The organism is Leptospira fainei serovar Hurstbridge str. BUT 6 (genome assembly GCF_000306235.2).
GTDB classification, from domain to species: Bacteria; Spirochaetota; Leptospiria; order Leptospirales; family Leptospiraceae; genus Leptospira_B; species Leptospira_B fainei.
In genome coordinates this window covers 319,526-331,782 of record NZ_AKWZ02000001.1, presented here as the reverse complement: position 1 = coordinate 331,782, position 12,257 = coordinate 319,526, and the positions used below count along the sequence as shown (strand labels likewise).

Genomic DNA, 12,257 nt, shown 5'->3' with positions numbered 1-12,257 from the left:
AGGAGCGTTGACGAAGTCAACACGACAATCCAGCGAATAGCCCCGACTACTTGAAGGCATTTTTCGGATTTTCACCAACGTAATTCCAGTGGCCCATTTTTCTATCCGTTCGCGGTTCGGATTTTCCGTAGAGGTGAAGGGAATACCTCGCATCGGACATATATTTTAACCATTGCTCGGAATCGGGAGCAAAGTCTTGCCCTAAAATATTCTTCATGGAACTATCGGAACTTAAAATAAAATTCGGAATGGGTAAACCGACGAGCATCCTTACTTGTAATTCGAATTGGGAAACCGAAGCCGCGTCTTGGGAAAAATGTCCCGAATTATGCGGTCGTGGGGCGAATTCGTTTAATAGAAATGTGTCGCCTACTATAAAGAATTCTAATCCGAAGACTCCGACATAATCGATTCCTTCCGCTAAACGGACTGCGGCGGCAACCATTGCATTTTTGGTCTTTTCCGAAAATTCTCCCGGATGAATCGTTAAGTCCAGAATATGATTTTTATGTACGTTTTCGGACGGAGAAAAGCAGAATGATTTTCCGTCTCGCGATCGGGCGAGGATCACTGATGCTTCCTTGTCGAAAGAAGCCCATTCCTCCAAAATAAGATCCAACGGTTCGGTACCGAGCGATCCCGCCCAAAATCGGAATTCTTCTCTAGTCCTATATTTCGTTTGCCCTTTCCCGTCGTAGCCGAACGTAGAAGTTTTCAATACCGCAGGAAATTTACATTTTTCCGCAGCCGCGACCGCATCCGACTTATTCGCAATCGGATAAAAATCGACCGTCGGTAGGCCTAAATTTCGAAACGTCGTTTTTTCCCTGATTCTGTGTTGAGCGATCCGGATACACTCCGGTCTCGGGGATACGATGAGTCCGGTCTCTTTCGAGAAATTTTCGATGAGAGTCAATTCGCTATTTGGAATATTCTCAAATTCAAATGTAACAGCGTCAACGCTTCCTAAAAATTTTCGAAGGGATGTTTCATCTTCGTAAGGAACTACTACTTCTTCGGCTCCAGCCAAGGCCGCAGGTGTGTTCCGTTCCGGGGAATAAACGGAGACTCGATAGCCCATTCTAATCGCCTCCTGGGCAAACATTCTTCCGAGTTGTCCCGAACCCATGACGCCTAATCGAGCGGGAGGAAATAGGGCTTTATTCATATTAATTGATCGTTTTTAGACAAGGCTTCTTCGCGAATTTTATCCCGGTATGCTTCTAACTTTTTAGCAAGGTTCTCGTCATGAAGCGAGAGAATTCTTGCAGCCAATAATCCTGCGTTCTTGGCTCCGGCGGAGCCGATCGCAAGAGTTCCGACGGGAACTCCTCCAGGCATCTGAACGATGGATAAAAGACTATCGAGTCCTTTTAAATTGGAAGATTTGACGGGAACTCCCAAGACGGGCAGGGTTGTTAGGGATGCTACCATTCCGGGTAAATGTGCGGCCCCTCCGGCTCCGGCGATGATGATTTCGAAACCTCTAGATCTTGCGCTCTTGGCAAAATCCATCATGATCTCCGGTGAACGATGAGCCGAGATGATTTCCTTATGCGAGGCGATTCCCAACTCTTGAAGAATTGTGACGGCTTCCTTCATCGTTTCCCAATCGGATTGACTACCCATAATCACTGCTACTTTCGGTTTCACGCTTGCAGGGTCCTCCGGAAACCGTACGGGGGCAAGCCGGAAACGATCTTACTCAATCTTTGAAACCGAATTTAATGCTTCTGCGACTCTCTCAAGCTTCATGCCGCGCGATGCTTTTGCCAATATGTACGATCCTTCCGGGACATTCTTTCTAACCGATTCGAGTAGGGAATGAAGACCTTCTTCGTCTCCTGAGAATGAGAATGCCGTTCGGGAAGGAGCCGCCTTGCTCCGAAATCCTTTGAATGTGGAAATAGAACCGGAACCGAAAGTGAAGATTCCTTTACAGTTGGAAAGAGAGGCTGCGAATTTTCCGATTTCAGTATGAAACTTGGAGGAATAAGATCCTACTTCTTTCATATCTCCCAAAATCGCATAGAATCCATCGACGCCGGAAAGCTGGGAACAGGCTTCCAAGGACGAGAGCATAGATTCTCGATTGGCATTATAAGTGTCGTTTAGAATGCGATACGTCCCTTCCTGAAGGTCGAGTCGTTTATCTTTCGTTCTAAAATTACGAATTCCTTGTATGATCCAATCTACCGGTGTCCCTATTTCCTCTAAAGTCGCGATACATAGGGATAAATTTTCCAGTAACTTAGAACCTGGAAGATTCCAGTTTAAAATCGTATCGGATATCTCTAGTCTAAAGCCCTCTCGTAAAGTTTCCAAGATTTTGATCCGAGAAGTTAACGAAACAAATTTCAGTTTAACGCCTGCCTTTCGAGCTTTCTTAGATAAGATTCTTTTGTATTCCCCCGTTGCAGGATAAAAAACGATTCCGCTTTTCGGCATTCCATCCATCACTTCGGCTTTTGCTTTAGCGATCCCTTTTCTCGAACTGAAGAATTCGATATGAGCGGTACCGATAGTCGTAATAATCGCTAATTGCGGTTTTGCCATCGAAGATAATCTGGATATCTCGTCCTTCGTGTTCATTCCCATTTCGCATATTACATATCGCGTCTTGGGTCCGATTTGAAATAAGGTGAAGGGTACGCCGATTTCGTTATTATAATTTTTTTCGGTTACGACTAGAGACTCTTCCAAAGGAGCCAGGCAGGAACCTAAGATTTCCTTCGTAGTCGTTTTACCGCTGGAACCAGTTACCGCAATTACGATCGGCTTAAATCTGGATCGATGAAAGGCGGCCAATTTGCCCAACCCGATCAATGTGTCCTTAACGAATATGGCTTTCTCTTTGTCCGCCTCCGAAAGTTTTTCCAGGATCGTATGCTCGTATTCGCAAAGAAAGTGAATAGCTCCCTTGGAAAGAGCGTCCGGGATGAAATCATGGCCGTCACGATTTCCTCGGAGAGGCACGAATAGCGAGCCGGCTTCGCACATTCCCGAGGACGTGGTGACGGATAGAATCTCGGATTCCTGTGCAAAGGAAAACTTGGATGGGGAAGAAAGAACTCGTCGAACGGTTTCCGGATCGTATTTGAAATCGGATCGCATAGGCACCAGAATTCAAGATCCCCATTACGGACGGTAGTCGATTTTTGGAAAAAATCGTCTTGCGAAAGCGGAGAAAACCACATTCAGTATTTTCGATGCGAAAGACAAAGACATTGATCGTAGGGTTGGGAAGAATTGCCGGCATCTTAGAGAAAGATCCCCTTCGGCAAAAACCCTGCACTCACGCCGGCGTCCTACTTTCTGCTTGGGGCAAAAAGAATTTTGAAATTATCGGCGCCTTGGATCTTAACCGGGAAAAGCGGGAATTGTTTCGCAAGCAATGGAAGTTTCCGACGGATCGTATTTTTTCCGATTTAGATTCGTTCGCAAAGATTCGAAATATTCCGGATCTTACTATAATTGCGACTCCTACTGAATCGCATTATCTCGATGCTTGTTCCGCAATCCGATTCGGAAGTAAAAACCTGCTGGTGGAGAAGCCCGTTTGCGAAACGTTTCTTCAGGCAAAATCTCTCGAAAAATTGGCAAGGAAAAACGAAGTCAGAATCTGGGTAAACCACGAGAGACGATATCATCCGAAATATTCTTGGGCAAAGTCCGTCTTGGAATCGGGTAAATACGGTACGATACGGACCATTCGGGCTTCCGTTTTAACATCCGCCGCCAACCCTGGACGAGCATTTCATGACAGAACCGGACCTTTGTTTCATGACGGAACGCATGCGATAGATTTAATTTACTGGTTATTGGGAAAACCGGATCGGGTTCGCTCTAGTTTACGAAAACGAAACGGAGTTTCCGTCGAAGATAGAGCGGTTGCCTTTTTGGAATATGATTCCGGGCCGATCGTATTCTTAGAAGCCGGAGGAAGTCGTAACTATTTTCAGTTTGAAATGGATATTATGACGGATTGCGCTCGAATGATTCTCTCAAACGACGGTTTTAGTCTCTTCGAATCCAAAGCTTCCCGTAAATACAAAGGATTTAATAGTTTGACGGAAGTCTCGTTTCCGGAAAAATCTTCCATCGGACCGAATCCCTTTGAAAATCTCTACGCGGAAATCCGATCCGTTCTTGCGAATAAATCGGATCGTATAACCGGAGATATCCGAGAGAATTTGGGAATTATGGAACTCCTAGATCGGATCAAGACGAAGGCGGATGTCCGGATGGTATCGGAACCTGAATAGGATCTATGTCTAATTCTTCCTCCACTAAGAACGGAAACAATCTTCCAAAATATTCGGCGAGCGGCAGATATTACAGAGGTAGCTGGTTTCTTTGGAAGAAAATTTTCAGTCTTCTTTGGTATTATAAATTCGCGAGGCTTTTTCTACCCTCCTATCGGAATGAGGAAAAGGAAACGGAGTTCTTTCAGAATTTAGGGCGAGAGTGCCGGGAATTCTTTTTGCGAATGGGTGGAGTTTACGTTAAACTCGGTCAGTATCTCGCAAGCCTTTCGCATCTCTTTCCGGAAAGTTTTACCGACCCTCTGCAAGACTTGCAGGATAGAGTCCCTCCTCATCCGTTCTCGGAGATTAAGGAAAGATTTCGGAAAGAATTCGGAAAAGATATCGTGGAGATTTTCCCCGATATTTCCGAGATACCTCTCGCTTCGGCCTCCATAGCACAAGTACATTCGGCAAGCTTTAAGGGAGAGAAAGTTGCGATTAAGATTCTATATCCGGGCATCGAAGAGATTATTGTTAAGGACCTAAAAGCGATTCGCACATTCTTAAAGAGAATCAATCGTCTACTCGTTACCTTCGATTACAGAATCGTTCATAAGGAAATCGCAAAATTAGTCGGTCGTGAAACGGATTTACGCTTGGAAGCGGAATCGATGGAACGCATGGCGCGTTATTTCGCCGAAGAGCCCGACTATGTGTTTCCTAAAATTCATAAAGAATGGAGCGGCAAAAGCGTCCTTACTACCCGGTACATAGACGGAGTAAGAATCACTCAAGCGGCCGCGTTGAAAAAAGGACAGGCAAAATCCAGACCGGTCGATCTACTGATTCGCGCTTACATTCTAATGGTATTCGAATATCGGTTTTATCACGCGGATCCTCATCCGGGAAATATGATTTATACTCCCGAAGAAAAACTCTGTTTTATCGATTTCGGAGCCGTGGGGGAGATCCCGCCGAGCCAGGCATTGGTATTGCGTAAGATATTTTTATGCGCAATGTCGAAAGACTACGGAGGTGTCGTAGAGGGTCTGGACGAACTCGGTTTACTTTCCCGCAAGGCGGACAGAGATAAGGTAGAGGAAGTCGTCCGATATTCTCTGGAAAAACTTTCTCGTTTCCTGACGGATACCGATTCCTTTCGCAATATCAAATTCGAACAAATTCATACGCCCGAGGATTTGAAATTTTTAAAAGAGATCAACTCCAGCCTGCGAGATTTGCTTAGAATGGTACAGTTGCCTGTCGCTCTGATCCCGTTGGAAAGAGTCTTGGGATTATTGGTAGGAATAACCGCGACTTTGGATCCATATAGAACCGTTCTGGACTACGGAGAAAAACCGTTTAAAGGCATGGTTTTACAAGGGGAAAACAACTGGCAAAAGGCGCTTGTGCAGGAAGGGGGGATTTGGGGGCAGGCGGTCTCTCTTCCGGGCGAATTGTTACAAACCATAAAGAATCTGAATAGAGGGAAGCAAGCCTATCGATTGCCGGATTTGGAAACCCATAGTCGAAAGATGTATTCTTTGGGACATCAGGCAATCTCTATTGCTATCATTTTATTCGGAATCCATTATGGAACGGAAAGAATGGATAGAGGAGAGGAACTGTACGCAACCATTAGCTTCGGTACTTCGATTTTCTTCGGAATCCTCCTTGCTCTCTCGGTCCTAAAAAATAAATTCAGCTCAAAAAGGAACCGTCAGTGAAATTTTTCGAAAAGAAATTCTTAGAAGTATACCCTCCTCTTTTCCTTATATCGGTAGTTCTGGGAACTGTTATAGACCTCGTTACAAAATATATCGCTATTCTTTATCTTCATCCTCATAATCCGGTCGAAATACTCGGAAATTTTTTCCGGCTAACTTTAACCTTCAATACCGGCTTCGTAATGGGATTCTTCCAAGGTTTTCCTCGAACGTCGCTTGCAATGACAGCAGTCGCCATCCTGGTATTGATTGCATATCGTTGGAAAAACCCGGATCTTGGGCATCCGGCAGGTTGGGCGCTAGTTATGTCGGGAGCATTCGGAAACTTTATCGATAAATTCTTCGTAAAAGTGATCGGTGTCGGGGCCGAATTCGGTTTTGTCGAAAATCAATTTGCGGGGAAATTTATCGGAGTCGTGGATTTCCTAGACTTTGATTGGCCTAATTGGTTGATCTACGATCGTTGGCCCGCCTTTAACTTCGCGGATTCTTGCGTAAGTGTCGGCTTAGTTCTCTTAATCCTCACAATGAAACTCGAGGAGGATAAGAAGTAATCTTGAACCCTCTACAGCTTCCCATTTGGAAGAAGTTATTCAAGAAGAAGGGTACTTCTAACCCGGAAATTATCCGTTTTCTGCGGGAAACGTCGGTTTTTGGAAAATTAAAACGACGAACATTAAACGAAATCGCACGTTTAGTTCATGTTCGTAAATATGTGGAAGGAGAGGAGATCTTTCGTCAAGGAGAAGCCGGCGCCGGTTTTTACATGATCTTTGACGGGAAGGTAACGATTCGTTCGATTCGAGACGGAATCGAATTGGACCTGGCTCACCTGGACCAACATTCCTTTTTCGGCGAGCTATCCCTTTTTTCGGAAGAACGGCGGACTGCGACTGCAATCGCATCTGAGCCTTCCACTTTACTCGGTTTTTTTCAACCCGATTTAAAGGAAATCATCGAAACCAAACCTAAAATCGGTATCGAGATTCTGCTAAGTCTTACCGGGGTAATCGTAGAACGTCTTCAGAAAACCAACCAGCTTCTTGAAAAAGCTTATTATAAAGGCAAGCAGAAGAATGTCTGAATCCAGGCCGTTATCTACATATGTAATTCGCATCATTTTCTTCCTACTAGTAGGAGCGGCGATCGCATTTTTTATCCTCGGGCTGAAGCTACTAATCGTCCCGATAGCTTTATCCCTGATTCTATTCTATATTTTTAACGGAAGTATTAACTATTTCGAAAGTCTTGGAGTTCCTCGCATTTTATCCGTCGCAGGATTGATGATTTTAGTTTGCATTCCGATTTACTGGATCGCGACGGAAGTAGCCTCGCCTATCGTTTCCACCTTGGAACCTTTAATGAAGAATTGGAGACAGGATATGGAAGATGCCAAATTCAAATATTTGGTCGTAGGTTTTAAAATCCAATTCAATGATTTCCCGGCAGGATGGGAAGAGACGCTCCGTCCGGAAGAACTCGTTCAGAAAGTCGCGGATATAGTGCAAGGGGAAGTGGCGGGCTTAGTTTCCATTATTCCTACATTGATCGGATACTTGGTAGTTACACCTTTGTTTGCGTTCCTGTTTCTATTGAACGGCAACGGAGTCTATAAGAATATCGTAAGCTTAGTTCCGAATCGTTACTTTGAAATGACGATCATGATCGCGGCTAATATCAACGAACAAATCACGAATTATTTACGTAGTTTGGTGATTCAGAGTGCTATAATTACCGTCGTTGCTATGATCGGCTTTTCGGTTATCGGACTTAGATATTTTTATATATTTGCGCTCTTTGTAGGGATCGCGAATTCGATACCCTACTTAGGACCTATTATCGGTGCGGTTCCTCCTTTGTTTATGACTCTAACACAAGGTTCAGCGATCTTTTATGCAAAAGGTATCACTGACGGTATGGGGATGTACGAACTGATGGGCGCTATTCTAATTGTTATAGTTATCGCGCAGGCGGTCGATAATTTTTTTGTCCAACCTGTCATCATTTCTGACGCAGTTTCTTTGCATCCGATCGTTGTCGTCGGAGCCGTTACGGTCGGAGGAACTTTATTGGGGATCGCAGGAATGCTCGTGGCAGTCCCGCTGGCCGCAATCTTGAAAGTGACGATCGCGACATTATATCGGTCGATGAAAGATCATAATCTGCTTTAACGATCCGAAAAGCATTTGCATTCGGATCGTTAACCCTTCTTGCGAGAAGTCTTAGCTTTTTATCGGCGCTCAGACTTACTCGGCGCCGACTCCTAGATAAACCCTTACTTTCTCAGATTCATATAATTTCTGAGCACGTTCTTCCGGGAAAAATTTCGAAAAAACGATCGCGGCTAAAAACGAAAGAGTCATGGAAAAGATCGCAGGATTCTTATAGGGAAAAAGCGCCGTTCCAAAACCGAAGATGTCCACCCAAATAGTCGGGCTAAGAATGATCAAGGCTGTTGCCGAAATGGAACCTACTAATATGGAAGCGACACCTCCGGCTGTGCTGAAGTTCCGCCATAAAATGGATAGGAAAAGCGCAGGGAAATTCCCGCTTGCCGCGATTGCAAATGCGAGACCGACCATGAAAGCGACGTTCTGATCCTTGAATAAAATTCCGAAAAGGATTCCCAAAATGCCGAAGGCCACCGTGGCTCGTCTTGCAACGCGTACCTGCTCCTGTTCGCTCGCCTTTCCGTCTTTGAAAACGTTAAAATGCAGGTCGTGGGAAATCGTAGACGCCGCGGCCAACGTCAATCCTGCCACTACGGCTAAGATTGTCGCAAACGCGACTGCCGCAATAAAGCCTAAAAAGGGAGTTCCTCCTAATAATTCGGCAAGCAATGCCGCCGCCATATTTCCGCCTTTATCGATGGACGCTATTTGATTTCTTCCGATCAGCACGGCTGCGGCAAATCCGACGATCGGAATAATAATATAAAAATATCCTATGAATGTCGTCGCGTAGGCTACGGATTTTCTGGCCTCTTTCGCGTGAGGAACGGTATAAAAGCGCATTAGAATATGAGGAAGTCCTAATAATCCAAACATAAGAGCCAGCCCCAGAGAGATAGCGTCTAAGGGATTGGAGACTAATCCTCCCGGTTCTAACGCGGACCTTCCGTATTGGCGCTCGACTTCCCCGTATAAATTCGAAAGATCGAAATTAAATTTGGCCATCGCGAGAATTGCCAAAAGCGTGACTCCGAACAAAAGTAGAGCCGCTTTGACGATCTGAACCCAGGTAGTTGCAATCATTCCTCCGAAGAGAACGTATAAAAGCATGACTCCGCCGACTAAAACGACGGCCGCTTCGTAGGAAATCCCGAACATTAGGTTGATTAGCTTCCCCGAACCGACGATCTGAGCGATCGAATAAGTAAGAGTTACTAGAATTCCCCCGATCGATGCTGCGATTCGTATCGGCTTTTGATGCAATCTAAATGCGAGAACGTCCGCAAAGGTGTATTTGCCTAGGTTACGAAGCGGCTCGGCGATTAAAAACATTAAAGCGGGCCATCCGACCAACCATCCGACCGCGTAGATGATTCCATCATATCCTTTTAATGCAACCATGCCGGAAATTCCTAAAAACGAAGCCGCGGACATATAATCACCGGATAACGCTAAACCGTTTTGGAATCCCGTGATGTTTCTTCCAGCGGCGTAAAATTCGCTGGATGTCTTGGTTTTCTTTGCCGCCCAGTAGGTGATTCCTAACGTTAAGAGAACAAATATGACGAAAAATAAAACGGAGACGAAGTTGGGTTGTCCTAAAGACGATTCCATTAGATCTCACTTCCTTTTTCTAATTTGCTTTTTAGATGCTCCGTATCTTTATCGTAGGAAGTATTTGCCCAATAAACATAAACGATCGTTAAAAGCCAGGAAACGATTATGACTAAGGCGCCTGCCATCAATCCGTAATTAGCAAACTGCCCGAGGCGTTCAGTCAGCCATTCTTTCTTGAATGCAATCGTTAAAATGAAGCCGTAATAATTTATAAAAAGAATGGAAAGTAGGATAAAGCTGACGGTCCAGCGTGTTCTGACTAATTTTTTGAACTCGGGAGATTCGATGAGTTGATGCGGTTTGACTTTCATCCCGTACTCCTATGCGTAAATGCAATCGAGGATTCTAGAAAAATTGCCTATGTTCGCAAGGATAAAAATACGCATCCGGAAAAAATCCGAACACGTTGGTGATTAATTTTCGCGGGATACCTTCGATCGAATCATTTTGATTCCTCGATCGACGTAAGTTTTGGCTCGGATAAAGGAGAATAAAACGCAAAGATACCAAAAAGGCTCCAATTCGAATCTCATGCGATTCGCTTCAAACGGATCGATAAACGAATACAAAATAGTCATTGATACGGTATGGAGGACGATAATTCGGATTTTGTAGGAAAGGGATGGGAAGCGGAGCAGGAGTAATAATAGCGAGATCGGATATACGATTCTATATAAGTTTTTATCGAAGGAACCGATCGAAACGGAAGCAAACCAATCCAATCCAGGATATTTCCGCAAGAATTCCGGTATCGCGGCGAATTGCGGTAATAGGAACGGATAATTCGAAGGGCTACTTAAATAAACTTTAATACCGAATTTTAGTAATTTGAGAGATTGCTGAACATTTGTGGCTTCCTTGACCTTGGACAGATATTTGCGCGAAACTTCGATAAACCGGATATTATGATAGTCGTCTTCATTTAGGCAGATCTTGTCAGAATAACGGGAGACAAGCGGATCGTTTTCGGAATAAATTCCTCGATATAGAGTGGTCGGGAGCTGGAATGGAGCCAGATTTTTGCGTTCGTTAGAATCTAAAGTTATCAATCGAGATCGGGCGAGATTCATTCCCAGCCAAGAAGAAGCCGAAAACGAGTCGAAAAGAAGAAAATTTTTTAGATATAATCCGAACGGTAATAGGAGTATTAAGAAAGCCGTAATTACCGAGGCGCGTGACAGCTTTTTACGTTCATGCCAAGTTAACCATCCAATCCAGAAAATCGCAAGACCTAGATGCCAGGAAGGTCGGATGGTCGCGGCGGCCGCGATCGTGATCGAAACGTACAATAACTTTCTGTTTTTATCTCTGACTACAAATAGAGAATATAATAAAACTAACGAGAGAAAGAATAAATAGGTGGAATAAAACGGATACCGAAAATAGGCGAACGCAAGAGGGTTAATAAAAAAGAGAGCGGCCCAAATATTACGATATCGTATTTTCAATCTGGAAAGAACCGATAGAAAAAGGTGGCAACTGATCGCATGCAGAATCGGTAGGAAGACCGCATACAAAGGGTAAGGATTGCCCTTCCCTAAATGTGCGAAAGCGGAATGGAAGAGGGCTAAGGCAGGACTCGTTCCGTTCAGAGTAATGAGAGCCTGAAAAGGATGGTTGTACCAGCATTCCTTAGAAGGTAGCTGCCAATAACCGTCTATCCTTAATATCGGAAAATCTAGAAACTGTAATATAGCATGAACGCCGGCAATCGCTATCGGTAAGCAATATTTTCGCGCGATATTACTGTATCCCATTTTTTCCGAGAGTGAAGTCGTTTAAAACAGGCCGTTAATTCCGTTAATATTTACGGTTTTTATGATTTCTTTGTCCTTTTCGGATTCGGCAACTTTCCATGTGACTCCGGTAGGAGTCGACAATAAGCTTCGCCCGATACGCTTCTTTCCGAAAGGAGTGCCATGCCCCGAAGAACGAAGCAGAAATAGATTATATTTTGCCGATAAGTCCGCGTACTTTTTCAAGTCCTCTGCATAGTTAATTCCGTTTTCCGGGACAGAGTCTATATGGAACGCTAGATTGATGTTTTCGGATTTTAACCGATCAAACCGAGAAAGATCGTCGATTTCTTTTCCCACGAAAATACCGAAACGGAAGCCGCCTAGAATAATCGCTTCATCGCCGGAACCGGGCTTTGCAGGAGCTTCTTCCGCGTCCAAAACTTTTACGTCGTACCAATCGACTAAAACGATATTTTGAACTATCGGGACGGAGAGGCGTAATAGGCCTTCTTCGTCTTTGCGAAACATGCATCCGCCTAATATGGCTCCTTTGTAAACTTCGGAAACGGCCAACAGTTCGTCCAAAAAACCTTTCGAACGAGACGCGAGTGATTCGGGAGAAGAAACCCCGCCTCCGGGAAAGTACATCGGCAGAATTAGGAAATCCGATTTTTCTTTCGATAGCTTGGATCTTTGTTCGGGAGATATAGGCTGAGATAATTCCTTTTGGAATAGAGTGATCTTTACAGAAGCCAC

At 44.5% G+C, this 12,257-nt stretch carries 12 protein-coding genes; 5 read left to right on the top strand and 7 right to left on the bottom strand.

Annotated elements, in window-relative coordinates; all coding sequences use genetic code 11:
- Nucleotides 1-46 precede the first annotated feature (46 nt).
- Genes LEP1GSC058_RS01395 through LEP1GSC058_RS01385 form a run of 3 tightly spaced genes read right to left on the bottom strand, consistent with a single transcriptional unit; the run spans nt 47 to nt 3,114 of the window.
- The gene (locus LEP1GSC058_RS01395; RefSeq protein ID WP_016547622.1) at nt 47-1,168 is read right to left on the bottom strand and encodes a 5-(carboxyamino)imidazole ribonucleotide synthase; all 1,122 of its coding nucleotides are present in this window, start codon (nt 1,166-1,168) and stop codon (nt 47-49) included.
- The gene (gene purE, locus LEP1GSC058_RS01390) at nt 1,165-1,653 is read right to left on the bottom strand and encodes a 5-(carboxyamino)imidazole ribonucleotide mutase (RefSeq protein WP_016547592.1); all 489 of its coding nucleotides are present in this window, start codon (nt 1,651-1,653) and stop codon (nt 1,165-1,167) included. The genes LEP1GSC058_RS01395 and purE overlap by 4 nt, the downstream gene beginning before the upstream one ends.
- Nucleotides 1,654-1,701: 48 nt before the next feature.
- Entirely contained in the window at nt 1,702-3,114 is a 1,413-nt protein-coding gene (locus LEP1GSC058_RS01385) for a UDP-N-acetylmuramoyl-tripeptide--D-alanyl-D-alanine ligase (RefSeq protein WP_016547720.1), read from the bottom strand.
- Nucleotides 3,115-3,209: 95 nt separating this feature from the next.
- Between LEP1GSC058_RS01385 and LEP1GSC058_RS01380 the strand changes: the two genes are divergently transcribed.
- Genes LEP1GSC058_RS01380 through LEP1GSC058_RS01360 form a run of 5 tightly spaced genes read left to right on the top strand, consistent with a single transcriptional unit; the run spans nt 3,210 to nt 8,145 of the window.
- On the top strand, nt 3,210-4,265 hold the full coding sequence (locus LEP1GSC058_RS01380) for a Gfo/Idh/MocA family protein (RefSeq protein ID WP_039947823.1): 1,056 nt from the start codon (nt 3,210-3,212) through the stop codon (nt 4,263-4,265).
- A 5-nt stretch (nt 4,266-4,270) separates the two neighbouring features.
- A complete protein-coding gene (locus LEP1GSC058_RS01375) occupies nt 4,271-5,974 on the top strand; it encodes an ABC1 kinase family protein (RefSeq protein WP_016547761.1) in 1,704 nt (567 codons plus the stop codon).
- A complete protein-coding gene (locus LEP1GSC058_RS01370; protein ID WP_016547749.1) occupies nt 5,971-6,528 on the top strand; it encodes a lipoprotein signal peptidase in 558 nt (185 codons plus the stop codon). The genes LEP1GSC058_RS01375 and LEP1GSC058_RS01370 overlap by 4 nt, the downstream gene beginning before the upstream one ends.
- 2 nt (nt 6,529-6,530) lie before the next feature.
- Nucleotides 6,531-7,058 (top strand): cyclic nucleotide-binding domain-containing protein, encoded by a 528-nt coding sequence (locus LEP1GSC058_RS01365; protein ID WP_010568884.1) that lies wholly within the window; start codon nt 6,531-6,533, stop codon nt 7,056-7,058.
- Nucleotides 7,051-8,145: an AI-2E family transporter gene (locus tag LEP1GSC058_RS01360; RefSeq protein ID WP_016547768.1), complete on the top strand. Its 1,095-nt coding sequence runs from the start codon at nt 7,051-7,053 to the stop codon at nt 8,143-8,145. Before LEP1GSC058_RS01365 ends, LEP1GSC058_RS01360 begins: the two co-directional genes overlap by 8 nt.
- A 75-nt stretch (nt 8,146-8,220) precedes the next feature.
- Here the strand turns inward: LEP1GSC058_RS01360 and LEP1GSC058_RS01355 are convergent, their stop codons facing one another.
- The 4 genes from LEP1GSC058_RS01355 to LEP1GSC058_RS01340 all read right to left on the bottom strand — a co-directional run bounded on the left by LEP1GSC058_RS01355 (nt 8,221) and on the right by LEP1GSC058_RS01340 (nt 12,257).
- On the bottom strand, nt 8,221-9,759 hold the full coding sequence (locus LEP1GSC058_RS01355) for a sodium:solute symporter family transporter (protein WP_016547555.1): 1,539 nt from the start codon (nt 9,757-9,759) through the stop codon (nt 8,221-8,223).
- Nucleotides 9,759-10,073 (bottom strand): DUF485 domain-containing protein, encoded by a 315-nt coding sequence (locus tag LEP1GSC058_RS01350; protein ID WP_016547498.1) that lies wholly within the window; start codon nt 10,071-10,073, stop codon nt 9,759-9,761. Before LEP1GSC058_RS01350 ends, LEP1GSC058_RS01355 begins: the two co-directional genes overlap by 1 nt.
- A 102-nt stretch (nt 10,074-10,175) precedes the next feature.
- Nucleotides 10,176-11,519 (bottom strand): hypothetical protein, encoded by a 1,344-nt coding sequence (locus LEP1GSC058_RS01345; RefSeq protein WP_016547654.1) that lies wholly within the window; start codon nt 11,517-11,519, stop codon nt 10,176-10,178.
- A gap of 21 nt (nt 11,520-11,540) precedes the next feature.
- Nucleotides 11,541-12,257 (bottom strand): hypothetical protein, encoded by a 717-nt coding sequence (locus tag LEP1GSC058_RS01340; protein ID WP_016547704.1) that lies wholly within the window; start codon nt 12,255-12,257, stop codon nt 11,541-11,543.

Excerpts from the sequence above, each read along its gene's own strand:
- LEP1GSC058_RS01395 (WP_016547622.1), bottom strand. The coding sequence starts at position 1,168 with ATGAATAAAGCCCTATTTCCTCCCGCTCGATTAGGCGTCATGGGTTCG.
- LEP1GSC058_RS01385 (WP_016547720.1), bottom strand. The coding sequence starts at position 3,114 with ATGCGATCCGATTTCAAATACGATCCGGAAACCGTTCGACGAGTTCTT.
- LEP1GSC058_RS01380 (WP_039947823.1), top strand. The coding sequence starts at position 3,210 with ATGCGAAAGACAAAGACATTGATCGTAGGGTTGGGAAGAATTGCCGGC.
- LEP1GSC058_RS01375 (WP_016547761.1), top strand. The coding sequence starts at position 4,271 with ATGTCTAATTCTTCCTCCACTAAGAACGGAAACAATCTTCCAAAATAT.
- LEP1GSC058_RS01360 (WP_016547768.1), top strand. The coding sequence starts at position 7,051 with ATGTCTGAATCCAGGCCGTTATCTACATATGTAATTCGCATCATTTTC.
- LEP1GSC058_RS01355 (WP_016547555.1), bottom strand. The coding sequence starts at position 9,759 with ATGGAATCGTCTTTAGGACAACCCAACTTCGTCTCCGTTTTATTTTTC.
- LEP1GSC058_RS01350 (WP_016547498.1), bottom strand. The coding sequence starts at position 10,073 with ATGAAAGTCAAACCGCATCAACTCATCGAATCTCCCGAGTTCAAAAAA.
- LEP1GSC058_RS01345 (WP_016547654.1), bottom strand. The coding sequence starts at position 11,519 with ATGGGATACAGTAATATCGCGCGAAAATATTGCTTACCGATAGCGATT.